This is a genomic window from Sorangium sp. So ce281, from assembly GCF_051527395.1.
GTDB classification, from domain to species: Bacteria; Myxococcota_A; Polyangia; order Polyangiales; family Polyangiaceae; genus Sorangium; species Sorangium cellulosum_B.
The window spans coordinates 1,519,091-1,542,544 of the sequence record NZ_CP150322.1 but is presented as its reverse complement, the minus strand read 5'-3'; the positions used below and the strand labels follow the sequence as shown (position 1 = coordinate 1,542,544).

19 protein-coding genes are annotated in these 23,454 nt (G+C 73.4%); 12 read left to right on the top strand and 7 right to left on the bottom strand.

The window, feature by feature from the left end; translation table 11 throughout:
- Positions 1 to 656: 656 nt before the first annotated feature.
- The 6 genes from WMF27_RS05750 (at position 657) to WMF27_RS05725 (ending at position 5,674) form a co-directional block, all read left to right on the top strand.
- Positions 657 to 1,592: a DUF4349 domain-containing protein gene (locus WMF27_RS05750; protein WP_437761257.1), complete on the top strand. Its 936-nt coding sequence runs from the start codon at positions 657 to 659 to the stop codon at positions 1,590 to 1,592.
- Between the two features lie 14 nt (positions 1,593 to 1,606).
- On the top strand, positions 1,607 to 2,089 hold the full coding sequence (locus WMF27_RS05745; RefSeq protein WP_437761258.1) for a serine/threonine protein kinase: 483 nt from the start codon (positions 1,607 to 1,609) through the stop codon (positions 2,087 to 2,089).
- Positions 2,090 to 2,180: 91 nt separating this feature from the next.
- The gene (locus WMF27_RS05740; RefSeq protein WP_437761259.1) at positions 2,181 to 3,035 is read left to right on the top strand and encodes a hypothetical protein; all 855 of its coding nucleotides are present in this window, start codon (positions 2,181 to 2,183) and stop codon (positions 3,033 to 3,035) included.
- A complete protein-coding gene (locus WMF27_RS05735; RefSeq protein WP_437761260.1) occupies positions 3,032 to 4,345 on the top strand; it encodes a hypothetical protein in 1,314 nt (437 codons plus the stop codon). The genes WMF27_RS05740 and WMF27_RS05735 overlap by 4 nt, the downstream gene beginning before the upstream one ends.
- Positions 4,346 to 4,443: 98 nt before the next feature.
- Positions 4,444 to 5,280: a hypothetical protein gene (locus tag WMF27_RS05730; protein ID WP_437761261.1), complete on the top strand. Its 837-nt coding sequence runs from the start codon at positions 4,444 to 4,446 to the stop codon at positions 5,278 to 5,280.
- 130 nt (positions 5,281 to 5,410) lie between these two features.
- Positions 5,411 to 5,674 carry a NifU family protein gene (locus tag WMF27_RS05725; protein ID WP_012233706.1) on the top strand — a complete coding sequence of 88 codons (264 nt, stop codon included), beginning with the start codon at positions 5,411 to 5,413 and terminating at the stop codon, positions 5,672 to 5,674.
- Positions 5,675 to 5,859: 185 nt separating this feature from the next.
- Here WMF27_RS05725 and WMF27_RS05720 read toward each other — a convergent pair whose 3' ends face one another.
- A complete protein-coding gene (locus WMF27_RS05720) occupies positions 5,860 to 6,714 on the bottom strand; it encodes a hypothetical protein (RefSeq protein ID WP_437761262.1) in 855 nt (284 codons plus the stop codon).
- Positions 6,715 to 7,032: 318 nt separating this feature from the next.
- Here WMF27_RS05720 and WMF27_RS05715 point away from each other — a divergent pair, with 318 nt between their 5' ends.
- The 3 genes from WMF27_RS05715 (at position 7,033) to WMF27_RS05705 (ending at position 10,198) form a co-directional block, all read left to right on the top strand.
- Entirely contained in the window at positions 7,033 to 7,599 is a 567-nt protein-coding gene (locus WMF27_RS05715; RefSeq protein ID WP_437761263.1) for a cobalamin ABC transporter substrate-binding protein, read from the top strand.
- Complete coding sequence (gene map / locus WMF27_RS05710) at positions 7,596 to 8,414, top strand: type I methionyl aminopeptidase (protein WP_437761264.1); 819 nt, start codon at positions 7,596 to 7,598, stop codon at positions 8,412 to 8,414. The genes WMF27_RS05715 and map overlap by 4 nt, the downstream gene beginning before the upstream one ends.
- A 251-nt stretch (positions 8,415 to 8,665) precedes the next feature.
- Positions 8,666 to 10,198: an FAD-dependent thymidylate synthase gene (locus tag WMF27_RS05705; RefSeq protein WP_437761265.1), complete on the top strand. Its 1,533-nt coding sequence runs from the start codon at positions 8,666 to 8,668 to the stop codon at positions 10,196 to 10,198.
- A gap of 33 nt (positions 10,199 to 10,231) precedes the next feature.
- Here WMF27_RS05705 and recN read toward each other — a convergent pair whose 3' ends face one another.
- The 3 genes from recN to WMF27_RS05690 all read right to left on the bottom strand — a co-directional run bounded on the left by recN (position 10,232) and on the right by WMF27_RS05690 (position 15,440).
- Positions 10,232 to 11,929, bottom strand: a complete 1,698-nt coding sequence (gene recN, locus WMF27_RS05700; RefSeq protein WP_437761266.1) for a DNA repair protein RecN — start codon at positions 11,927 to 11,929, stop codon at positions 10,232 to 10,234.
- Positions 11,930 to 11,963: 34 nt separating this feature from the next.
- Positions 11,964 to 14,231 carry a hypothetical protein gene (locus WMF27_RS05695; RefSeq protein WP_437761267.1) on the bottom strand — a complete coding sequence of 756 codons (2,268 nt, stop codon included), beginning with the start codon at positions 14,229 to 14,231 and terminating at the stop codon, positions 11,964 to 11,966.
- A gap of 396 nt (positions 14,232 to 14,627) precedes the next feature.
- Positions 14,628 to 15,440 (bottom strand): hypothetical protein, encoded by an 813-nt coding sequence (locus WMF27_RS05690; RefSeq protein WP_437761268.1) that lies wholly within the window; start codon positions 15,438 to 15,440, stop codon positions 14,628 to 14,630.
- A 223-nt stretch (positions 15,441 to 15,663) separates the two neighbouring features.
- On the opposite strand from WMF27_RS05690, the gene WMF27_RS05685 reads away from it, so the two are divergent.
- Complete coding sequence (locus WMF27_RS05685; RefSeq protein ID WP_437761269.1) at positions 15,664 to 16,863, top strand: DUF3829 domain-containing protein; 1,200 nt, start codon at positions 15,664 to 15,666, stop codon at positions 16,861 to 16,863.
- A 90-nt stretch (positions 16,864 to 16,953) separates the two neighbouring features.
- On the opposite strand, the gene WMF27_RS05680 is transcribed toward WMF27_RS05685, so the two are convergent.
- Both WMF27_RS05680 and WMF27_RS05675 read right to left on the bottom strand, forming a co-directional pair.
- On the bottom strand, positions 16,954 to 18,669 hold the full coding sequence (locus tag WMF27_RS05680) for a glycogen synthase (protein WP_437769896.1): 1,716 nt from the start codon (positions 18,667 to 18,669) through the stop codon (positions 16,954 to 16,956).
- Between the two features lie 34 nt (positions 18,670 to 18,703).
- Positions 18,704 to 19,606: a shikimate kinase gene (locus WMF27_RS05675; protein ID WP_437761270.1), complete on the bottom strand. Its 903-nt coding sequence runs from the start codon at positions 19,604 to 19,606 to the stop codon at positions 18,704 to 18,706.
- Between the two features lie 89 nt (positions 19,607 to 19,695).
- Here WMF27_RS05675 and boxC point away from each other — a divergent pair, with 89 nt between their 5' ends.
- Positions 19,696 to 21,501 (top strand): 2,3-epoxybenzoyl-CoA dihydrolase, encoded by a 1,806-nt coding sequence (gene boxC, locus WMF27_RS05670; RefSeq protein WP_437761271.1) that lies wholly within the window; start codon positions 19,696 to 19,698, stop codon positions 21,499 to 21,501.
- On the top strand, positions 21,498 to 22,949 hold the full coding sequence (gene boxB / locus WMF27_RS05665; RefSeq protein ID WP_437761272.1) for a benzoyl-CoA 2,3-epoxidase subunit BoxB: 1,452 nt from the start codon (positions 21,498 to 21,500) through the stop codon (positions 22,947 to 22,949). Before boxC ends, boxB begins: the two co-directional genes overlap by 4 nt.
- Here the strand turns inward: boxB and WMF27_RS05660 are convergent.
- Positions 22,946 to 23,416: a hypothetical protein gene (locus WMF27_RS05660; protein ID WP_437761273.1), complete on the bottom strand. Its 471-nt coding sequence runs from the start codon at positions 23,414 to 23,416 to the stop codon at positions 22,946 to 22,948. The two genes, boxB and WMF27_RS05660, sit on opposite strands and share 4 nt — an antisense overlap.
- Between the last annotated feature and the right edge of the window lie 38 nt (positions 23,417 to 23,454).

The window sequence follows — 23,454 nt, the reverse complement described above, 5'->3', positions numbered from 1 at the left end:
AATGCCAGACCGGGGGCCAGGCACCGAGACAGCGGGGTGAGCGGGGTGATGTGCACCCCACCGCCGCCGCGGACATCAACTATCGTGATGCGATGGCTTTGCTATGGATAAGCAGCTCGCGCGGAACCTCGGCGCGAGGCTGGGGCACCGGGTCGTGCTGCTGCACGGCTACCGACTCGCTCCGGACCTCCCCGCCACCCGCCACGACCACCCCCCCGGCGCCATGGCGCGAGACGTAAGCAGTCCTGCCTGAACCGCCGCCTTCCCCCCTACTGACGTAAGCCCTCTTCCTTTTTTCGCCGCCTGCCGGGGGTGCGCGGCAGTCCACTGGCGCAAATCGGGTGGCGGGCGGCGATCACAAGCAAGATGGCTTACGCTGCCCCTCTGCCAGGCGGCGATTTGAAGTATGTTATCTCACGTCAAATCGCAGCCGGGCGGCGATCACGAGCACGAGGCACGTCGGACCGCTGCCGGTGGTGCACCGGGTCCTGCCGGCTTGGGTCGGCTGGGCGCCTGCCGGGCCTGGCGGGCCGTGCGCGCGCCGAGACCATGCGCCGAACGCCGTCCCGCCATCCCAGGACGGCTGAGCCGATGGTGTAAGGTCGCTCGGGGCGGCGCGTTGAGCGCCTGCCGACGGCCCGACGCTCCGAGGAACCATGCGAAGAACGCTGCCCGCCTGGGCTCTCCTTGCCTTGCTCGCAGGCCCTGCGGCCTGCGCCTCCAGTCCCTACGCCGCAGCGAAGGACGCCGCGGGCGCGCCGATGCCGGGATACGCGCCGGCGCCTCCTGCCACCGCGATGGCGCCTCCGGGCGGCGACGCGGTCGAGGAGTCGTTGCGCGGCGACTCGTCGTACGACCTCGAGCGGTCGGTCACCACGGCGGAGCTCGCGAAGGCCGCGCCCCCGCCGACGTCGACGAACGCCTCGGGCGGGGCGCCCGGGCGGGCGGCGCCCGGCCCCGCCGCGCAGACCCCGGCCACCGGCGCGCAGACCCCGGCCACCGGGCCGACAGCGGCCGGCGCCGCGCCGCAGGGCGCCGCCCAGGTGAGCGAGGCGCCGGCGCCCCTCCTCGTCTACACCGCGGAGATCGCGATGGCGGTGTTCGAGGTGGGCGCGTCGCTCGGCAAGGTCGAGGCGCTCGCGCGGGAGCTCGGCGGCTTCCTCGCCCGCCGCGACGATCGGACGATCACCATCCGCGTCCCCGCCGCCCGGTTCGACGAGGCCCTGAAGCGCCTGGCGGAGCTCGGCGACATCCTCCAGCGCAACGTGGTCGCCCAGGACGTGACCGAGGAGTTCTTCGATCTCGCCATTCGCATCCGGAACGCGCGCGCCGTGCGCGATCGCCTGGAGAAGCTCCTCGAGAAGGCCGCGAAGGTCGAGGAGTCGATCCAGCTGGAGCGCGAGCTCGCGCGCGTGTCCGGCGAGCTCGAGCGCCTCGAGGGGCGGCTCAAGTTCCTGCGCGATCGGATCGCGTTCTCGACCCTCACCGTGTCCTTCCAGCCGCGCTCGACGGAGACCCTCGCCCCGTCGGGCCCGCGGCTCCCCATCGACTGGCTCAACGAGCTCGGCCTCTCGCGGCTCCTCAACCTGTGAACCGGGCGCCTCCGATGAACCACTCCCTTCGCCACGCCTTCGCCCTCTTCGCCACGCTCACCGGCGCGGCGGCGCTGCTCGGCTGCGGCCGGCCCTTCGTCCCCGCGACCCCGCCGGGGTTCGTCGATCTCGGCGATCGCTACGGCGGCGACGAGTACCGCGCGACCACCGCCGAGGGGCTGGTGATCGGGATCCGCGCGTTCGAGAACGATCCGGAGGGCGACCTCGCCTTCTGGTCCCGCGTGATCGAGAAGCGGCTGCGCGAGGGCGGCGGCTACGCGCTGCTCGGCAAGACCGACGTGAAGGCCCGGAACGGCCTGCCGGGCGTCCAGCTGCGCTTCGGGCACGACGAGGGGAAGGAAGCGCACCTTTACTACCTCACCGTCTTCGTCAACGACGATCGCGTCTTCCTCCACGAAGCAGGCGGAGCGAAGGCGCTGGTCGAGCGGCACCAGCAGCAGATCGACTGGGCCATCCGCAACTTCCTGCCGGAGTGACGCGCGCTGCCCGCGTCGGCCGCGCGCGGGTCCCTGCAGCCGCGGCGCCGCTGCGCTTGCTCGCGGAAGCCCTGTTTGCTACCTGGCGGACGTGCGTTCCCGCCCCATTCCCTGTGACGCGCGGCAGCGCCGGTGGAGCCAGGCGCTGCTCCTCGCCCTCGCGGCCACGCTCGGCAGCGCCGACGCCCTGGCGCACGGCGGAGGAGAGAAGCCGCTCGCCACGGTGCCCGCGCCGCCCCCCGGCGACGGCGCCAAGGCGGCGCAGATCCTCCGCGAGATCGAGGGCCGCGTCGCGCCCCCGCCCGCAGCCGTCGCCGGCGAGAAGGCCACCGGCGAGAAGGCCGCCGCCGAGAAGGCCGCCGGCGGCGAGAAGGCCGCCGATGGCGAGAAGGCCGCCGACGGCGAGGAGACCGCCGACGGCGAGGAGGCCGCTGTCGGGGCGCCGAGCGCGGCGAGCGGGCCCTCGCCGAGCGCCGCGAAGGTCGTGGCCGAGCCGGTGGCGCACGCGAAGCGCGCGCTCCAGCGCGCCCACGGCGCGCGCGCGGCGGGCGACGCGACGAACGCGCGGCGGCTCGACGCGGTGGCCCTCGAGTGGGCGGAGGCGGCGAGGACGCTGCTGCGCGCCGCCGCGGCGGAGGCGGCGGCCGTGGAGGCCGCGAAGCGCGCGCGCGAGGTCGAGACGAAGCTCGAGCGGGCGCGCGCGCTGCTCGAAGAGACGCAGGCGCGGCGAGGTCGCGCCGCGGCGGAGCTCGAGCGGATCGAGGCCGAGGCGCGCGACGCGACCAGGGCCGCGGCGAACGTCGAGGCGCAGCGGATCGAGGCTGGCAAGAGAGGGGCGGCGCGCAGGGAGGCGACGCGGGGAGCACCGACCGCGGCGCCAGGCGCCGGGCCCAAGGGCGGCGCCGGCAAGGCGACGGCGCCGGTGGGCCAGGAGGGCGCGCCTTGAGCGCGCGTCGCCTCGCAGGGGTCGCCGTCGCGGGGGTGCTCCTCGGCGCGTGCGCGCCGATCCCGCGGCCAGCGGTGCTCGATGAGCTCGATCATGTCCGCGCGGGGGCGGCCGCCGCCGAGTCGAAGCGGCACGCGCCGGGCGCGTTCGCGCGGGCGGAGAAGCTGCGCGGCGACGCGCTCGCCGCGCTCGAGAGCGAGGATCGATCCGGGGCGCAGATCCTGGGCGAGCAGGCCATCGCGGCGCACGCGCACGCGCACGCGCTGTCGCGGGTGGCTCGGGCCGAGGCGGCCGAGACCGAGGCGAAGGCGCAGCGCTCCGCGGGCGAGGCGTCGCTCGCGGGCCTCGAGGCCGAGCAATCGCGCGTCGCGGCCGAGATCGACGCGCTCGACATGCGGACCAAGGTCGCCCGGGACGCGCAGCCCGTGGTCCCGTCGGGCAAGGCCGATGCGGATCGCGAGAAGGCGCGCCTCGCCGCCGCGCGCTCGCTCGCGCTCCAGGCCCGCTTGCTGTGCGGCGCGGCGCGCCTCCTGATCGCACCGGCGCCGCAGGACAGCTCGCAGCCCGCGAGCGCCGGCCCCGCTGGAGCCCAGCCCGCAGGAGCGAGCCCCGCAGGCGCGCAGCCCGCGGCCGCGAGCCCCGCAGGCGCGCAGCCCGCGGCCGCGAGCCCCGCCGGCCCCCAGCCCGGCAGCGCCGAGCTCGCGACGCAGCTCGAGGGGGCGACCGCCGCGATCAAGAAGCTCGACGCGGAGCTCGCCGAGGCGAGCGGCTCCACCCGCGCCGTCCCGGCGCCCATCGACCAGGCTTCCCGCGCCCGGGCAGGCTGCCTCGCCGCGCTGACGGCCGCGCGCCGCGCCGCCACGCCGGTGACCCGCGCGCCTGGCGCTGGTGACGCGCTCCTCGCAGAGCTCTCGGCCGCAGGCACCTGGTCGCCCGTCCGCGACGATCGCGGCATCGTTGTCACGCTTCGCGGGCTGTTCGCCGGCAACGCCCTCACGAAGGCCGGCGAGGCGCGCCTCCGCGACCTCGCGCTGGTCGCCGCGGCGCACCCCTCCTTTCCCGTGGCCGTGGTCGTGCACACGGACCGGGAGATCCGCGCCAGGGAAGAGCCCGCGTGGGCGGCGCGGGCCGATGCCGTCGTCCGCGCCCTCGCTCCGGCGCGAGGTGCGACCGCCGCGGGGGCGCCCGCGGGCCCGTCCATCGCGCCGTTCCTCGCGGGAACCGCGTCCCCGGTCGTCGATCCGGGGGGCAGCGAGCGCGCCCGCAACGCCCGGGTCGAGATCATCTTTGTAACCCCGGAAACCCTGTGAGGCGTGATGGTCCCGGCCGCCGGAACTCCGCTCGCCTCGGAGAGTCGTTCTCGATGATGCGCTCTTCCACCTTCGCCCGAAGCGAAAGCAAGCCTGCCGTGCTCGCCTGTGCGCTGGCCGTCGCCCTCGGGAGCGCGTGTCAGGAGGACGGCAAGACCTCCCAGAAGCACGCCGCGGAGCTCTGCGCCAAGCTCGCGCCGGTCGTCGCGGAGGACGTCGGGCAGGTGCGGGCGGGCCTCCCCGCGGGCTCGCAGAAGCTCGCTGCGCTGGTGGACACCGACCCGGGCGCGAACCTGCTCGGGCTCCAGAAGGCGATCGCGGGAGCGCGCGCCTCGGTGAAGGACCTCGAGTTCGCGAAGAGCACCTTCTTCTCTTTCGCCGATCCGAGCGGCACGGTGCTGCGCAGCGAGGCCGATCCGGACATGCTCGCCAACAGGTCCGTCCTGGCCTCGTTCCCCGAGCTCAGGAAGGTGCTGGCCCCGGGCAGCGGCGTCGTCGAGGCGTTCGGGGAGATGCAGGAGATGCGCGGGGTCAGGAACGGCCCCGATCTCCAGTGGGTCGCCGTGCATCCGGTCACACGGAGCGGCGGCGAGCTCCAGGGCCTCTTCGTCACGGGCTGGTCGTTCCGCGCCTACGCGTACCGGCTGCAGGAGGCGGCCAAGCGTGACATCGCCGAGCTCGCCAAGCGCGACGGGCTGAAGTCGACGCCGCTGCTCTACGTCTTCGCGTGGAAGGGCGCGAAGGCGTACGGCGGACCGGTGACGCCCGACGTCAACACCGAGGCGCTCGAGAAGCTGGACCTGCCGGCGAAGACGACCTCGGGCCCCTGGAGCGGCACGGTGGAGATCGCCGGCCGCACCTTCGGCGCCGCGGCGCAGCGCGCTCCGGAGCTCGCCGCGGACGCCGGCGTCGCCGCCCTCGTCTCGACGCTCTGAGCGCGCCCTCCGGGGCGGTCCCCTGCGGCCCGGGTGCTGTGGCGGCCGGCGGCGGGCCTGGGGAGATCTCCTTATCGAGCGCTACCGTGCTAGGCTGTGGCGACTGGCTCGCGCTGCCGAGCTCACCCCCATGCCGGCTTCCATCGATCAGCTTCTCAAGGTTTGTCGCGAGGTGATCGCGCCGCTCGTCCGAGCCGACGGCGGTGAGCTCTACATCGTGGCCGTCGAGCCCGATCACCTGACGCTCCACCTGGCCGGCGCGTGCTCGGGCTGCCCCGGGGCGATGCTCACCGCGCGCGCGGTGATCGAGCCAGCGGTGCTCGCCGTCGCGCCGTCCGCGCGGGTCATCGTGACCAACGGCATGCGTGTCCCCGACGGCGCCTCGCTAGCGTGAGGCGGGCACCCGCTGCGGATACGGGCCCATCTCGACGTTTTCGGTGCTCAGCGCACAGGAGTGCGCTTCCGCGCCGAAAACGCCGATCTGGACCCGTCTCCTGTGCGGGTGACCGCCTCGGCTGGGTTGCCGGGATGCGGAGGGACCGCCTCGGCTGGGTTGCCGGGGCGGGACCGGGAAAAGGGCTACTTCTTCTTGCCGGGCTTGTCGGCGGAGGGGGGCGGGCCGGGAGGGGGGTCTTCCTTGCGGACGGCGGAGGCGACGGCGGGGTCGATGGCGTTCGCGTCGACCGGCTTGTTGGGGCGGAGCGAATCGAGGCTGCCCAGCGTGACCAGGTCCTCGTAGGCGAACGCGATCTCGGAGTCGTTCCGCTCGATCGCACGGAAGCGCGTGGCGGCGTCCTTCCAGTCGACCTCGTTGCCGTAGCGGCCCTTGTCCGGAGCAGGCGGCGTCACGCGGCCCGGCACCCCGAACGCCGTCGCGAGCTTGACCACGGCGGACGCATAGTCCTTGCCGCGGGCGGCCTTCTCGCCCAGCGGGTGCTCGTCGATGATCTTCCAGAGCTTGTCCTGGATGAAGAAGAAGTACCGCTTCCCGCTCTCGCGGGTCAGCGTCATCATCGATTCCTTGTTGAGGTAGGTGTACTCGCCCTTGAGCGGCGTCGCGTCGATGCCGGTCGGCAACCCGCCGAAGTCGATGCGGCTGCGGCGGAACGCGCTCTTCTCCTCGGCGAGCTCCGCGTCGAGCGCCCTCATCCTCACGCCGGGCGAGATCGCCTTGTAACGCGGCACGTACGCCCCATCGAGCATCTTGTCGATGACCGCCGCCACCTGCTTGGTGGTCATCCCCCAGGCGATGCCCGGAGGCGTCAGCGCGATCGTCTTCTTCGTCACCGGCGTATCGGCAGGCTTGGCAGGAGCCGCGGCAGCCGCCCCGCTCGTCCCCCGCTTCTGCTGGGCAGCCGCCACGGTCGCACTCGTGATCGCCGCAAGGCCCAGCCCCAGAGCCAGCGCCGCTCCCAGGAGCCTCTTCGCTTTCATGTTTCTCCTCCAGCCGGCGCAGGCCCTGTCCCTGCGCTCTGTGCAATCGCAAAAGCCAGGAAACCCAGCCCGGCAAGCCGGAGAACGCTAGCACCTGCGGTAGGACAGGAGAATAGGTTCTCCGCACCGAGCGGGGTCGACCGCCGTTGGACGATCGCTCGGCCGGATCGATGGAGAGCGAGCGCGAGGCAGACCGCGACGAGGGCAAAACAGCCTCGACAGCGCATGTAGCCGGTGTGTGCCGGGTCCTGACAGGGACCGGCCGACGTGCTACGAGCTCTGGCCCCAAGGATGATGCCTGCCGCCGGTGCTGCACCTTTGCGCCTTGCGCTCGCCGCGCTGGCGACCGTTGGCCCCGCCGGCGGCTGCGTCGCCGATCACGAGCGGCCCGCGGCGTCCGTCGATCCACAGGCCGGCCTGCCCCCGTGGGAGGGGCGCGCGCGCGAGGTCTTCGACGACAACATCGAGCCTGCCGCCGTGGGCTTCTCGCTGGACGGCCCCTCGCCCAGATCCGACCCGTTCCTCCGCGAGCGGGCGCAGACGGGAGACGTGGTCGCGCGGGTCCGCGTCAACACGGTGACCGTCGACTCGATCGGCGAACAGAGCACCTACCACCTCGGGATCCAGGTGGGCTACCCTCCGCTGGCCACGCCCCGGGCGCCGGACCGGGCGTTCGAGCTCCACATCCGGCCCCAGAGCCGCGCGTTCGGCGTCGCGAAGGCGATCGACGCGCGGCTCCGCGGGCTCACCTTCATCGCCTTCATCCGGCGCTTCGCCGGCGAGGCCGGCGAGGCGGAGATCCACTGGCACCTTTCACCTGATACAGCGGAGGTCGCCGCGGCCGTCAAAGAGGCCGTCGTCCTCGGGGAGCTGGCTGCGCCGTGAGCAACGTGAGCATCAAGACGGTCAAAGAAGTCGACGCCCTCCGCACGGCCTCACAGATGGCTGCGGAGACGCTCCTCGGCGTCGGCGAGATGATCCGCGCCGGCATCACCACCGAGGACATCAACACCTTCGTCCACGAGGACACGATCCGCCGCGGCGGCTACCCCGCGCCGCTCAACTACCACGGGTTCCCGAAGAGCGTCTGCACCTCGATCAACGACGTGGTCTGCCACGGCATCCCGTGCGATCGCGTCCTCGTTCCGGGCGACATCATCAACGTGGACGTCACCACGATCTACAACGGCTTCTACGGCGACACGTCCGCGACCTTCTACATCGGCAAGCCCTCGGCCGAGGCGAAGCACGTGACCGAGGTGTCCCGGCGCAGCCTGCAGCTCGGCATCGCCCAGGTCCGGGACGGGGCGCGCCTTGGCGACATCGGGGCCGCCATTCAAGAGTTCGCCGAGGGCGAGGGCTGCTCGGTGGTGCGGGCCTTCGTCGGGCACGGCATCGGGCGGCGCTTCCACGAGGCGCCGCAGGTCTCGCACGTGGGCAAGTACGGCAGCGGCGCCCGCCTCCGCGCCGGCATGTGCTTCACGATCGAGCCGATGATCAACCTCGGCACCTACGAGGTCGAGATCCAGGAAGACAAGTGGACCGCGCTGACGGCCGATCGCTCGCTGTCGGCACAGTTCGAGCACACCATCGTCGTGACGAGGAACGGCTGCGAGGTGCTGACCCGTCGCAGCCGTCCGCTCGCGAACAGCGAGATCTTCCCCGATCCCTTCGTCGTCTCCGCGGCGCGAGCGCTCTGACGCAGAGCGCGCTCGACGACGCGCACGACGCCGACGACGCGCACGACGCGCACAACGCCGACGACGCGCACGACGCGCACGACGCCGACGACACGCACGACGCCGACGACACGCCGTGCCCGGACCGCGCGCGCCGGCCAGCCCCGGCCACGAGGGCCGGCGCGGCGGTGCGCCGACGTGGCCCGGATCGGTCGATCGGAAACCGAGTTTTGTCGACCGTCCGGCCTGCGATTGGGAGTAGAAGCAGGGGCATGGCCTTGGACGAAGCGTCGCGTGCCCGGATCGCGCCGTATGTGTCGAGCCCGACGGCCGACGTCTTCTCGCTGTCGGGTCTGCCGGAAGAAGTCATCGCCGTCCTGTTCGCGTACTACTCGCGCAGCCGGGACGATCTGCGCACCAACCTGGCGCGCCTGCTCGGCGACGAGGAGCTCGACGTCGCCCCGGAGGCCGGCGGCCGGCCGCGCCGGGGCCTCGCGTTCGCGTCGGACAAGGCGCGGAGCTTCCACGAGAAATGGGTCGTGGGCTACGGCCACGCGTCGGTCGCCGAGCACGCCGTGGTGCACCTCGCGATCGAGAACGTCAGCATCGTCGCGTCCAAGGTGATCGAGGACCTGCGGCTCGGCTCGTACACGGAGAAGAGCACGCGCTACGTGGTCTTCGATCAGCACTCGTTCGTCGACCTGCCGGAGCTCGACGCCGAGCACGCCGCGAAATACAAGGCCTCGAGCGAGCGGCTCTTCGCGACCTACCTCGACCTCGTCCCCCGGGTGACCGAGCGGCTCGGCGCGCGCTCGCCGAAGCCCGAGAAGATGTCGGACGCCGCCTACAAGGGGGCGCTGCGCGCGCAGGCGTGCGATCTCCTGCGCGGCCTCCTGCCGGCGGGGACGCGGACGAACATCGGCCTCACCGCGAACGCGAGGGCGCTCGAGGTCCTGCTCACGAAGATGCTGTCGCACCCGCTCGAGGAGGTGCGCAGGGTCGCCCGCGAGATGCACGCGGCGGCGCTCGCCGTGACCCCGACGCTCGTGAAGTACGCCGCGCCGAACGAGCTCCGGCAGACGCTGCAGGCCACCGTCGCCGCGGCGATGAAGCGGGTCTACACGCCGCCGGACGAGGGCGTGAGCGCGACGATGGTGATCAACCAGCCCGTCCGGCTGGTGCGCTACGACAAGGACGCGCTGGAGCGCGTCGCGCTCGCGCTCGCGTACGACGGGAGCGACCCGGGCGTGCACGCCTACAACCTGGGCGACGCGCTCCACCGCGCGACGCTGCCGGAGCTCATCGGGATCGCGAAGGCCGCGTGCGAGAAGCGCGGCCCGTACGACGCGCCGCCGCGCGCGTTCGAGGCGTCGACGATGACCTTCGAGCTGATGCTCGACTACGGCGCGTACCGCGACCTGCAGCGCCACAGGATGCTGACGCCGGCGACGCAGCGGCTCACCTGCCGGCTCGGCTTCGAGACGCCGCAGGCCCTCTCGGATCTCGGCCACGCCGAGGCCTACCAGGACGCGATGCTCGCCGCGCGCGACGCGTGGAACGCGATGGAGGAGCGCTACCCCCTCGAGTCGCAGTACGCGGTGCCGCTCGGCTTCCGCGTGAGGACCCTCTGGACGCTGAACCTGCGCGAGCTCTTCCACGTCATCGAGCTCCGCTCGGCGAAGCAGGGGCACACGAGCTACCGGCGCATGGCCCAGGGGCTCTACCGCACCGCGATCACGGTGCACCCCTGGCTCAAGGAGATGATCCGCGTCGATCTGAACGACTACGCGCTCGCGCGGAGCTGACGTCCGGGACGCCGGCGCCCGCTGGCGTCCGCGTCAGAGGCGAGCCGCCTCGATGAGCTCCGTCGCGGCCCTGAGCGACGCGCCGGTGACCTTCGCCCCCGACAGCATCCGCGCCACCTCGGCGATGCGGTCCTTCTTGTCGACGCGCGTGACCGAGCTCTTGGCGATGCCGCCCGCGTTCTCCTTGGCGACGACGAAGTGAGCGCCGGCGAACGCCGCGATGGGCGCGAGGTGGGTGATGCAGAGCACCTGGTGGTGGCGCGCCACGTCACCGATCGCGCGCCCGATCTTGTCGGCGACGGCGCCGCCGACGCCGCTGTCGACCTCGTCGAAGACGTAGAGCCCGGCGGGCCCGCACTCCGCGAGCACCCGCTTCAGGGCGAGCAGGGCGCGCGAGAGCTCGCCGCCCGAGGCGATGCGGCGCAGGGGGCGAGGCTCGATCCCCTTGTTGGGCGAGATGAGGAACTCGACGCGGTCGATGCCGTCCTGGCCGAGGCGGGCGCCGTCGACGACCAGCTCGGCGCGGTCGCCGCCGTGCGGCTCGATGTCCACGACGACCCGCGCCCCGCCCATGCCGAGATCGGCGAGCTCCGAGGAGATCGCGGCGCCGAGCTTCTCGCCGGCCCTCCGCCGCTTCGCCGAGAGCTTGCGGGCGCGCTCGGCGGCGACGGCGAGCAAGGCGTCGCGCCGCCGCTCGAGCTCCGCGACGTGGCTCTCGACCCCCGAGAGGCGCTCCAGCTCGGCCGCGAGGCGCGCCCGCGCGGCGAGCACGTCGTCGAGCGTGGGGCCGTGCTGCCGCAGCAGGCCCTCGAGGCGGTACATGCGATCCTCGATCTCGGAGAGGCGATCCGGGTCGGCCTCCGCGCGCTCGGCGTAACGGGCGATCTGGCGGGCCGCCTCGCTGAGCTCCGTCCAGCAGCCGTCGACCGCGCGGGCGACATCGTCGAGCGCGGGATCGATCTCCGCCGCCGCCCGGAGCTCCGAGGCGAGGCGCGCGAGCTCGTCGCACATCGCGTCGTCCCCTTGATCGAGGCGGGACGCGGCGCGCCGCGTGATGTCGTGCAGGCGGCCCGCGTGGCGGAGCCGGTTGCGCTCGGCCGCGAGATCGGCGAGCTCGCCGGGGCGCGGCGACAGCGCGTCGATGGCCTGGAGCTGGAAGGAGAGGAACGCCTCGCGCTCGCCGCGGCCGCGCTCGAGCTCGCGGGCGGCCCTGAGCTCGGCGGTGAGCGCCTCGAGCGCGCTGACGTCCGCCGCGAGCTCGCTGCGCGCAGGCACGAGGCGGCCGAAGCGATCGAGGTAGCCGAGGTGCGTCGACGGATCGGTCAGCGCGACGCTCTCGTGCTGCGAGGCGACGTCGGCGAGCTCCGGGGCGAACGCCTGGAGCTCGCCCGCGGTGCAGAGGCGGCCGTTCAGGTAGGCGCGCGAGCGGCCGGTCGCCTGGACCACGCGGCGGACCACGAGCTCGCCCTCGCTCGCGATGCCGGCGGCGTCGAGCATCGCCATCGCGCGATCGGAGCCGCGCACGTCGAAGAGCGCCTCGATCTCGGCCTCGTCCGCGCCGGGGCGGACCTGCTCGGCGCTCGCGCGGCCGCCGAGGACCAGCGAGAGCGCGCCCACGACGATGGACTTGCCCGCGCCCGTCTCACCGGTGAGCACGTTGAACCCCGGCTCGAGGCGGAGCTCGAGGGCGTCCATCAGGATGAAGTTCTTGACCCGAAGCGCGACCAGCACAGCGGCGGGAGGATAGAAAGCTTTCGACCCGTCGTCAGCGGATCTTCACCTGCTTCATGACGGTGACCGGAATTCCTTCGAAAGGCGGCACCGCGACGTCGCGGAACGCAGCGGCGATGCACCCGGCGGTGGCGGTCCCGACCAGGTCGCCCCCCTCCACGCGCGCCGACATGGCTTTCCCCGTGAGCGCGAAGGTGACGGCCACGCGGGCCGTGCCGGTGAGGCCCTCGCCGGTGCACCCGGCGGCGACCGCCGCCGCGGACGCGAGGACGCTGGACGCCGCGCTCTGATCGAAGCGCGCTGGCTCGTCCTTCGCCGGAAGGAGCGGCGCCGGCGGCGGCTGCTTGCCCGCCGGCTTGGCGCGCTCGGGCTCGCTCGGCGCCGCGGCCCGGGCAGGGCGCTCGGGGACATCAGGCTTCTCGCTGGCTTGCGGCGCGGCGGTCGCCGCCGGCGCGGCGGTCGCCGCCGGCGCGGCGGTCGCCGCCGGCGCGGCGGTCGCCGCCGGCGCGGCGGTCGCCGCCGGCGCGGCGGTCGCCGCCGGCGCGGGCCCGGGAGCAGCCCCTGTCTGCACGGGCTGCGGCGGTGCAGCTGGCTCGCCGGCAGGGCTGGCCGAGGCGGCCAGCGCCTGCTCCGCAGGGCCGGGAGAAGCGGCCAGCGGCTCCGCGATCGGCTCGTCATCCAGGGACGGCTCCCGATCGGCGGTCTGGCCAGCGGGATCCGCCGCGGCGGACGACGGAGGCGGCACCTCGGGCGGCGCCGCAACGAGCGCGCCGCTGCCTGCGGGCGCGCCCTGGGTCTCCACGGCGCTGGACGAGCGGCCGTAAGCCTGCGCGAGGTAGAGCGCAGCGCCGAACACGATGAAGACGACGGTCACCCAGCCGGCAAGCGCCATGTTCTGCCGCGATGCCGGCGTCGAGAGGGCGCGCAGCTTCTCGGACACGAGGGAGCCGGCCGTGATCGAGGTGCGCACCGGCGTCTCTTCCCCGGAGGACGTGTGTCCCTCGACGGCCAGGAGCTCGGGCTCGACGGGCTGCGAGGGGAACGAGGCGTCCGAGCTCCGCTCGGCGGCGGCGTCATCGAACAGCCCGCTGTTGATGCTCAGGATCTCGTGATCGGCCCGGTCCTCGTTGCGGCGCGCCTCGCCCTCCTCGCCGGGCGGCGGCGCCATGCTGCGCAGGTCGATCAGGCCCGAGGTCTCCTTGCGCTCGGCGCGCCCGCGGGGAGAGGTCTGGCCGGGCCAGTCGCCCGCCGCGTGGGCGGTCGACCGCGGGGAGAGGTTCGTGAGCGCGAGCGGCTCGTGCGACGGCCGCTCGTCGCTCTCATGATCCTGCGGCCCTCCCGCGGCGCCCTGCGCCTCGGCCGCCTCGGACCTGGCGCGGTCTCGCCGCTGCTCCTCAGCGGCGCGCGGCGGGCCCGCGGCCGGCGACGGGGCGAGCGAGCCCAGCAAGGCGAGGTCCGCCGGCGAGGCGTCGGCGAACTGCGCGGCGCTCGGACCGGACCGGGCGCGCCGCGCGGACGGCATGGGCTGCGGGGCGAGCGCCGCCATCGCCTGCACGTCCTGGAGCCGGAGCTCGGGCGACGAGCGGTGCGACGACGGCCGGCCCTCGTCGATGGAGAGCGGCGCCGACGGCATCTCGGAGAGCGGCGCCGGCGGCATCTCCGACGGCGGCGCGATGGGCCGCGCGGAGCCGCCGGCGCGCGGGACAGCAGCGGCCCGCGGCCGCGCCACCGGCGCCGTGGTGCGCTGCTCGCGCCGCGCCGGCGGTCGCGCCGGGACCGGCGTGCGCGGGGCCGCGCGGGGCACCGCGGCGGGCTCGAGCGCGGGCGCGGGCTGGCTCGCGCGCTCCTCCTCGAGGACGTGCGAGCCGAACGAGAGCGACGGCGGCTCGACCCCCGGGGAGAGCATCTGCGCGAGGTCCTGGATCGAGACGGGATCCGAGTCGGCGGGAGGGAGCGCGGACGGGCTCCTGCCGGGCGGCGCCGCGCCGCCGCGGGGCGTGTCGTCCCAGGAGAGGCCCGCGAACGTGCGCTGCCGCGCCGGGACCTCGCGCCGCCCCAGCCCGCCGTCCGGCGTCACGACGGCGTGCTCGAGCGAGGCCTCGGCCGCCGCGTAGAACGCGTCCAGCGCCCTCGGGCTGGACTCAGGCGCGGCGTCCAGCTCCTGCTGCGCGATCCGCTCCGCGAGCGTGAGCCCTCGCCTGCCCCCGGCCGCCGCCGGCGCCGCGCGCCGCTCCGCCTCGCCCGCGGGCTCCAGCCGGCGCTGGATGCCAGCGCCCGGGAGCGTCGTCTCGGCGTCCAGCACATCGCTCGACAGCCCGGCCCCCCTCTCCGAGCGGCGCCCGGAGGAAGGCTTCGCGCGCTCCGGCTCGCTCGACGGCTCCCGTCGGTCGCGTCCGCTCGCGGAGCTCGGAACACCCGAGGGGGAAGACCGTGGCTCCCCCCTCTCGGCCGCGGATTGCTTGCTCTTCATGCGACACGTCTTGCAGACAAACGGCAAGGACGGACGCATCTCGCGTCCTACACCGATCTCCACGTAGGTCCTGCAGAGAGAGCAGGCGAGTTGCACCTTGAGAAGAGAATCGCGCAGCTCGCCAGCACGCGCAATCTTCTTCACAGGTGACCGGGGCGGTCGTCCTCGGGCTCGTCCGCTCCGCCCGGCTCCGGGCCGCGGGATTTCGCCGGATCCCGCTGGATTCGCCTAGGCGGAGGGCTCACCGGCGCGCGCCGGCAGGGGCGCGGGCGGGCGCACCCAGCGTTGCTCCAGCCACTCCAGCGAGACCGGCGCGCTCCGCAGCGCCGCATCGACGGCGCGCGCGACCGGATCGGGGGCCGGGGCTGACCCGGAAGCGCGGGTCGACAGGATCCAGTTCGACAGCTCGTAGTGGTGGAGGAGCGGCGCGAACCGGTGGGCGTCGAAGCCGGCAAGGATCTCCGCGGCGCGGCTCAGGCGATCGCAGCGCACGAGCGCCGTCGTGACGTCGAAGAGCAGGGCGCGGAGGTCCTCGAAGGCGCGCTCCGGGTTCCCGGCCACGCTCTCCAGGAGCGCCTCGAACCCGGCGTCGGAGAGGCCAGCCGCCTCGGCCGCCTCGGCCATCGCGGGCACCTGCGTGGCCAGGAAGTCGGAGTTGGGGGCGTGCCCAAGGAGGCGCCCGACGAGGTACAGATCGAACGCGCTGGCGATGGCCTCGGCGAGCAGGAGCGCCTCCGCGCTGGGCGGAGCGCAGGCGCCCGCGGCCGTGAGCGCGCGGTGGGCGAGGTGGTGCCACGCGACGTGCGCGACGACGTCGGCGGCGAGGTGGTCGCCGGCGATCAGGTCGCCTTGCTCGCTCTGGCTCCAGAACGTCAGGTTCAAGAAGACGACGCGATCCCAGCTCGCCTCGCCCTCGGGCACGCGAAAGCGGTACCCTTCGCGCCGGAGCGCCTGCTTCAGATCGTCGTAGAGCGCGACGTGCCGGAAGGAGCGCTCGTCGTCGATGGTCAGCTCGTCCAGGGTCAAGGTTCGCAGCTTCACGCGGCGGACATTAGACCCGGAACGTTTCGTCAGCCACAGCGGAGGCCGGGGAGGGACAGCCCCGGCGGAGGCCTGGAAGAACCGAGCGGCGTCGCGTGTTTGGGGCCGAGGGCGGGGTTTTCCCGACCGGGGTCGCAAGTTCTCGCCCCTGGCCGGGTGTTGCAAGCGCCGCCGGCTTAGGCATGATGCGCCCGTTCCTGCGCCAGCCGAGGAGGCACACCGAATGATTTCCGTCAGGTCTCTCTGTTCTATCGCGCTCGTGCTCGTCGCCAGCGGTGCCGCCGGCTGCAAGGAGGACCCGCCCCCTCCCCAGCCGGAGCCGGCAAGCTCCGCGGCGGCGACCACGAACAAGGGAAAGGCGAGCCTGCGGACGCCCGTGTCGCCGATGGCGAAGGTCGACCCGCAGTCGATGAAGGAGTACCGCGTCGACGTCTGCTACTTCGGGACGCTCTCGCTGAAGCAGGCCCGCGACGCGTACCTCGCGAGCCTCGGCAAGGAGGAGCCCAGCGAGAAGAAGATCCCGAGCTTCGGCAACGACGATCAGGCGAAGGGCGCGCTCCCCGCGAAGCCGCCCGGCGCCGCCGCGCCGAAGACGACCGGCCTGCCCGGCACCGCCGCCGCGCCGGGCGGCACCAGCGCCCCCGCCGCCAAGGGCGCGCCGACCCCGCCTGGCAAGCCGGCCGAGCGCCGGCCGATCAACTTCAGCGCGCGCGCGCCGCACGAGCGCAACGCGCGCGCTTGCACCGTCGCCCTCAGCCTCAAGGAGCCGGCCATGGCGGACGTCGACGCCGCGCTCGCCGAGTACGCGCCGTTCGCGACCGAGCTGGCGAAGAACATCGCCGCAGCGGCCAACTACTACCAGCGCGAGGAGTACAAGAAGGACAGCTTCGCGAAGGGCAAGGAGCTCCACGCGAAGCTCCTCGCCGAGTTCCAGAAGCTCGACGCGCACTCCGACAAGCTCGGCCTCGCGGTGTCCGCGTGGCACGCGTCGCACCTGCCCGACCTCGCGAAGGCGGAAGAGGGCCAGAAGGAGGCGATCACGGCCCTCGAGGACGCGCGGGCGCTCATGCTGATCCTCTCCAGCAAGAACGTCGATCCGGCGGCCGAGAAGACCGCGCTCCAGAAGCTGGAGACGTCCGCGGCCGCGCTCAAGACGTACGGCTCGACCCACCAGACCGACCCGTGGGCCAAGATCATGGAGCCCGCGCTCGCCGGCTTCATCCGCGACGTGAAGGCGGCCGAGCCCAAGCTGACGGACAAGGGGATCACCTCCCCCGCCCTGTTCCTGCCGGTCGTCACGAGCTTCGTGTCGGTGATCGAGGGGAAGCACCGCGCGCTCTCCCGCTCGCTCATGGCGAAGAGCCAGGCGGCGACGCGCGCGGCCGCCGGGACCGCGCAGCCGGCCGCGCCCGAAAAGGAGTGACGCGCCCGGGCGCGCTCCCGCGAGGGAGGCGCGCGCTCCCCGCATAGGGAGGCGCGCGCCGCTCGCGCCGCGCCTCCGCCGGGGGCGCGATCAGAACGGGCGGCCGGTGCGGCGGGCGATCGCGAGGCGGTAGAGGGCCTCGTACTGCCGCGCGGCTTGCGCCCAGCCGAAGTTCTTCTTCATCGCCCGCAGCTGCATCGACCGGAAGTAGGCCGGGTCGGCGCGGTAGAGGTGCACCGCCCACGCGACGGTGTTCCCGAGCGCGCTCGACGACATCTCCTCGAACTTGAAGCCCGTGACGTTGTTCTCGACCGTGTCGTCGAGGCCGCCGACGGCGCGCACGACCGGCAGCGTCCCGTAGCGCTGGCTGTACATCTGGTTCAGCCCGCAGGGCTCGTAGCGCGACGGCATCAGGAAGAGGTCGGCGCCCGCCTCGATGCGGTGGGCGAGCCCCTCGTTCATGCCGACGTAGACGCGGAAGCGGTCGCTCGCGCCGGAGATCCGCGAGAAGAGGTCCTCGGCCCAGCGCTCGCCGGAGCCCAGGACGATGAGCTGGACGTCGAGCGAGAGGATGTGGTCGAGCGCGCCCGCGAGGATGTCGATCCCCTTCTGGGTCGCCAGCCGGCTGATGAGCCCGAGGAGCGGGACGTCGGGGCGCTCCTCGAGCCCCATCTCTCGCTGGAGCGCCGCCTTGCAGAGGCGCTTGCCGCCAAGATCCTCGGCGGAGAACGGCGCCGCGATGTGGGGATCGGTCGCGGGGTTCCAGATGGAATCGTCGATGCCGTTGAGGATCCCGATCACGTCGGTGCCGCGATCCCGCAGCACGCCGTCGAGCCCCTCGCCGCCCTCCCACGTCTGGATCTCCTGCGCGTACCTGGGGGAGACCGTGGAGACGAGCGTGGCGTTGTAGATGCCGCCCTTGAGCAGGTTGATGCTGTCGTAGGCCTCCAGGCAGAACCTGTGGAACTGATCCCACCCGAGCCCGGTCGTGGGGAGCTGTCCCTTGTTGAACCAGCCCTGGTAGCCGAGGTTGTGGATCGTCAGCACGGACGCGGCGCGGGCGAGCGGCGACCGGTGCTCGAGGACGTTGAGGTAGAGCGGGACGAGCGCCGACTGCCAGTCGTGGACGTGGACGATGTCCGGCCAGAACTCGAGCGCGTGGCAGAGCTGCAGCGCGCCGCGAGACAGGAGCGCGTAGCGGGCGAGGTTGTCGCCGAACTCGCCGTGCGCGTCGCCGTAGATGCCGTCGCGATCGTAGAGCACGTCGTGCTCGAGCAGGTACACGCGGGGCGCAGGCGCGCCGGGCGCGCCGGGATCGAGGCGCGTCTCCCAGACGGCGGTCCACGCCTCGCCGCCGCCGAGGGGCACGCCGAGCGAGAGCGGCAGCCGGTGCGGCATGAAGCGCTCCGCCGGGGGCTCGCCGCCTCCGCCTTGGGCCGCGCCGGCCGCCGGGGCCGCGTCGGCCGCCGGGGCCGCGCCGGCCGCCGGGGCCGCGCCGGCCGCCGGGGCCGCGCCGGCCGCCGGGGCCGCGCCGGCCGCCGGGGCCGCGAGGCCGTTGCCGGCGGCGGCCGCCGCGGCGACGGCCGGCGCGGCGACGGCCTCGCTGCCCGCGGGCTGCTGCTCGGCGAGCGCGATCTGGCGGGCGAGGTAGCGCTTGGCGGCACGGTACGCCGGCATCACGACGCGCACGTCGTGACCGGCCGCGGCGAGCGCGATCGGCAGCGCGCCCGCCACGTCGGCCAGACCACCTGTCTTGCTGAAGGGGACGCACTCGGACACCACGAAGAGAATTTTGAGGCGCGGCATGGACATGGGTGAGGAGGGGGAGCGCGCCCCCGACTCAAGGCGAGCGCGTCGCGTTCCTTCTACCAGCTTCACGCGCGATCTTGACCACGCGATCGACAGAGCGCGCGAGACCGAGCGCCGACGTGTCCACCGAGAAGTCGGCCTGCTCATAGAGCGCGCGCCGCGCCTGGAAGAGCGCCCTGAGCTCCTTCATGGCGTCGGCCCGGTTGGCCATGGGCCGCGCGTCCCCCTGCTCGACCACGCGGCGCCAGTGGTCCTCGGGCGTCGCCCGGAGCCACACCGTCACCGCGCAGCGCCTCAGTCGCTCGAAGGTCACCGGATCGGTCACCAGGCCGCCGCCCGTGGCCACGATCCCGTGGGCGCGCGCGCCCTCGAGCCGCGCGAGCTCCTCGCGCTCCAGCCGCCGGTAGTAGGCGTTGCCATGGATCTCGAACAGGGCGGCGAGGCTCATCCCCGCGCGCGCGGCCACGAGGGCGTCGAGCTCGAGGAACGGCACGCCGAGCCGCGCCGCGACGCGGCCGCCGATCGTGGTCTTGCCGGCCCCGCGCAGGCCGAGCAGCGCGACGAGGGGCTCGCCCGCCCCTCCCCCCTCCTCGCCGGCCGATCGGCCGCGCGGCGGCGCCTCCTCGCCGAGCTCGCCCGCCGAGAGCAGCGCGGCGGCCGAGGCGCCCAGCGCGCGGCCGATGTCCTCGAGTCGTACCACGGAGACGTTCGCCCGCCCGCTCTCGAGCAGCACCAGGAAGCGCTCGCTCACGCCGGCGAGCTCGGCGAGCTCGCGCAAGGTGAGCGCGAGCTCCGTCCGCCGCTGCCGGAGCCGACCGCCGAGGTGCGCGAGGATCGGCGGCGCACCGTCCGCCACGCCCGCCGCGCCGTCCGCCGCGCCCGCCTCCGGCCCATGACCTGCGCGCGCCCTGCGCGATGTCTGACGGGACGCCATCTCGTCGATGCACTATATTTCATGAAAGCCGGTCCAGCAAGAACTATACTGCTTGACTGAACCCCGCCGCGGTGGTGGGCTCGTCGGGTATGGAAGCGACCACCTCTCCTCCTTCCGCGGCGCCGGCGCCGCAGACCAGGGCCCGGGAAGACGGCGCGTCCGGCGAGGACGCGCCCCTCCGCTTCGAGACGGAGCCAGGCCGTTACAGGCACTGGAAGCTCTCGTTCGAGGGGGCGATCGCGCGCGTGGCGATGGACGTCGACGAGGACGCGGCGGCGCGGCCCGGCTACCAGCTGAAGCTCAACAGCTACGACATCGCGGTCGACATCGAGCTCGCCGACATCGTGCAGCGGCTGCGCTTCGAGCACCCCGAGGTGAAGGCGGTCGTCGTGACGAGCGCGCAGCCGCGGATCTTCTGCGCCGGCGCGAACATCTACATGCTCGGGTCGTCGACGCACGCGTTCAAGGTCAACTTCTGCAAGTTCACGAACGAGACGCGCCTCGCGCTCGAGGAGGCGTGCTCCGAGAGCGGGCAGCGCTACCTCGCGGCGCTGAACGGCGTCGCCTCGGGCGGCGGCTACGAGCTCGCGCTCGCGTGCGAGGAGATCTTCCTCGCCGACGACGGGAGCAGCGCCGTCTCGTTCCCGGAGACGCCGCTGCTCGCCGTGCTCCCGGGGACCGGGGGGCTCACGCGGCTCGTGGACAAGCGCAAGGTGCGGCGCGACCTCGCGGACGTGTTCTCGACGCTGGCCGAGGGGGTGCGCGGCAAGCGCGCGGAGCAGTGGGGCCTCGTCGATCGCTCGATCCCGAAGAGCCGCTTCGATCAGGCGGTGGCCCAGCGCGCGGCCGAGCTCGCGGCGGCGACGCCGGACAGGGCGGGGCCCGGGGTGAGGCTCTCGCCGCTCGAGCCGCGGCGCGCCACGGCGGGCGACGTATCGACCTGCGACTACCGCCACGTGTCGATGAAGGTGGACCGCGCCGCGAGGACCGCGGAGATCCGCGTGCTCGGGCCGGACGGCGAAGGGCCCGAGGTGCGCGAGGTGCGCGAGGCGCGCGAGGTGCGCGAGACGCCGACCGACGCCGCCGGGATGCGCCGGGCGGGGGCGGACCTGTGGGCGCTCCGCGCGTTCCGCGAGCTGGACGACGCGCTGCTCGACCTCCGCTTCAACCACCCGACGGTGGGCCTCGTGCTCCTGCGGACGTCCGGCTCTCCCGCCGCGGTGCGGGCCGCGGACGAGGCGCTGTGGGCGAGCCGCGACGACTGGTTCGTGAGGGAGGTGCTGCTCCACATGCGGCGCGTGCTCAAGCGGCTCGACCTCACGGCGCGCAGCGTGTTCGCGCTGATCGAGCCGGGCTCCTGCTTCGCGGGGAGCCTGTTCGAGCTCGCCCTCGCGGCGGACCGCTCCTACATGCTGGACGGCGGACGGGACGAGGGGCGGGCAGGGGCGCCCGCGTCGCCCGCGTCGCCCGCGTCCATTGCGCTGAGCTCGCTGAACTTCGGTCCGCTCGTCATGTCGAACGGCCTGACGCGGCTCGCGGCGCGCTTCCTCGGCGCGCCGGAGCGCGTGGCCGCGCTGAAGGAGAAGACGGGCCTCCTGTCCGCCGAGGAGGCGCTGGAGGAGGGCCTCTGCACCTTCGCGCCGGACGCGATGGACTGGGACGACGAGGTGCGGCTCGCGATCGAGGAGCGGGTGAGCCTGTCGCCCGACGCGCTCACCGGGATGGAGGCGAGCCTGCGCTTCTGCGGGCCGGAGACGATGGAGACGAAGATCTTTTCGCGGCTGTCGGCCTGGCAGAACTGGATCTTCCAGCGCCCCAACGCGGTGGGCCAGCGGGGCGCGCTGACGGTGTACGGGCGGCCGGAGCGCCCCGAATTCGACTGGAGGCGGACATGAGCGCGGTCGTCAACTCGGAGAGGATCCCGAACAACGTCGACCTCGCGTCGGACAGGAAGCTGCAGCGCGCCCTCGAGGCGTGGCAGCCGAAGTTCCTGGACTGGTGGCGGGAGACGGGGCCCGAGGGCTTCCAGGCGGACGACATCTACCTGCGCACGGCGATCAGCGTCGATCACGAGGGGTGGGCGCATTTCGACTACGTGAAGATGCCGGAGTACCGCTGGGGCATCTTCCTCGCGGATCGGGTGGCGGACCGGGCGATCGGCTTCGGCGACCACCTGGGCGAGCCGGCGTGGCAAGAGGTGCCGGGGGAGCTCCGGAACATGCTGCGGCGGCTGGTGGTGACGCAGGGAGACACGGAGCCCGCGAGCGTGGAGCAGCAGCGGCTGCTCGGCCAGAGCTGCCCGAGCGTCTACGACCTGCGGAACCTGTTCCAGGTGAACGTCGAGGAGGGGCGGCACCTCTGGGCGATGGTGTACCTCCTGCACAGCCACTTCGGCCGCGACGGCCGGGAGGAGGCGGAGGCGCTCCTGGAGCGGCGCAGCGGCGACCCGGACAAGCCGCGGATCCTGGGCGCCTTCAACGAGCCGTGCACGAACTGGCTCTCGTTCTTCATGTTCACCTACTTCACGGATCGCGACGGCAAGTACCAGCTGCTCGCGCTGGCGGAGAGCGGCTTCGATCCGCTGTCGCGCACGACGCGGTTCATGCTGACCGAGGAGGCGCACCACATGTTCGTCGGCGAGACGGGCCTGCTCCGCATCGTCGAGCGCACGTGCGAGCTGATGAAGCGCAACGCGAACGAGGACGCGCGCGCCGAGGGCGGCATCGATCTGCCGACGATGCAGAAGTACCTGAACCTCTGGTACTCGCTGTCGCTCGACCTCTTCGGCGGGGAGATCTCGTCGAACGCGGCGTCGTTCTTCGCCTCGAGCGTGAAGGGCCGCGCGAAGGAGGCGTCGTACGACGACCACCGGGCGCTCGACGGCGTGTACGTAATCGACGTTCCGCACGTGCCGCACGTGCCCGCCGCCGGGGGCGGCGCGGTGACCGGCTGGCGGCGCGAGGAGGTGCCGCTCAGGAACGCGATGAACGAGGTGCTGCGCGACGAGTACGTGGCCGACTCGCAGCGCGGGATCGACAAGATGAACCGGGTGATCGAGGCGTCCGGCGTGTCGTTCAGGCTGAGCCTGCCGAGCCGGCGCTTCCACCGGAGCTCGGGGATCTACGCGGGGCTCCACTTCGACGTCGACGGCAACCCGCTCTCGAAGGAGGCGTGGGAGCGCCGGCGCGACGCGTGGCTGCCGACCGCGAGCGACGAGGCCTACGTGCAGAGCCTGATGGAGAAGCCGGTGTTCGATCCGAAGCAGATGGCGAACTGGATCGCGGCGCCGGCGAAGGGGCTCAAGGGCAAGCCCGTCGACTTCGAGTACGTGCGGCGCGGCTAGGGCGCGCCCGCGTCGGGCGAATCAGGCGAAGACGCGCCCGCGTCAGGGGGAGGTGCGCCCCCGCCCGCGGGCGCCTTCTTCGGCGGGTCGCCGTGCTCGGCGGTGAGCTTCTTCACGAGCCCGTCGAGGAGCACCTGCTCGTGGTACTGCGGCATCGCCGGGAGCTGCACGGCGACGTGAACCCCGGCGCGGCCGTCCACGACCTCGATCGCCCCCTGCGTCACCCGGCCGCCGCTCTCCGGGCTCCGGTACTCGAAGAGCAGGTAGCCGTTGGAGACGTCCTTCTCGACGAGCTTGAAGCCGAGATCGACGCGCACGAGGCGCAGCGCCGTGCCGAAGGTCTGCTCGAAGGTGTAAGGCGACTCATAGGCGACGCTGGCGCTGGCGTGCCGCTCGCCGAGGCCGCTCGCCACGGGGACGGCGAGCGCGACGAGGGCGGCGAGCGCGATCGACGGGAAGCGGCGCATGACCGCTGCGTAGAGGGGCTGGCGAGGGCGGGCCAAGT

Coding starts and splice junctions, on each gene's coding strand:
- WMF27_RS05750 (WP_437761257.1), top strand. CDS start 657: ATGCGAAGAACGCTGCCCGCCTGGGCTCTCCTTGCCTTGCTCGCAGGC.
- WMF27_RS05745 (WP_437761258.1), top strand. CDS start 1,607: ATGAACCACTCCCTTCGCCACGCCTTCGCCCTCTTCGCCACGCTCACC.
- WMF27_RS05725 (WP_012233706.1), top strand. CDS start 5,411: ATGCCGGCTTCCATCGATCAGCTTCTCAAGGTTTGTCGCGAGGTGATC.
- WMF27_RS05720 (WP_437761262.1), bottom strand. CDS start 6,714: ATGAAAGCGAAGAGGCTCCTGGGAGCGGCGCTGGCTCTGGGGCTGGGC.
- WMF27_RS05705 (WP_437761265.1), top strand. CDS start 8,666: ATGGCCTTGGACGAAGCGTCGCGTGCCCGGATCGCGCCGTATGTGTCG.
- WMF27_RS05685 (WP_437761269.1), top strand. CDS start 15,664: ATGATTTCCGTCAGGTCTCTCTGTTCTATCGCGCTCGTGCTCGTCGCC.
- WMF27_RS05680 (WP_437769896.1), bottom strand. CDS start 18,669: ATGCCGCGCCTCAAAATTCTCTTCGTGGTGTCCGAGTGCGTCCCCTTC.
- WMF27_RS05675 (WP_437761270.1), bottom strand. CDS start 19,606: ATGGCGTCCCGTCAGACATCGCGCAGGGCGCGCGCAGGTCATGGGCCG.
- boxC (WP_437761271.1), top strand. CDS start 19,696: ATGGAAGCGACCACCTCTCCTCCTTCCGCGGCGCCGGCGCCGCAGACC.
- boxB (WP_437761272.1), top strand. CDS start 21,498: ATGAGCGCGGTCGTCAACTCGGAGAGGATCCCGAACAACGTCGACCTC.
- WMF27_RS05660 (WP_437761273.1), bottom strand. CDS start 23,416: ATGCGCCGCTTCCCGTCGATCGCGCTCGCCGCCCTCGTCGCGCTCGCC.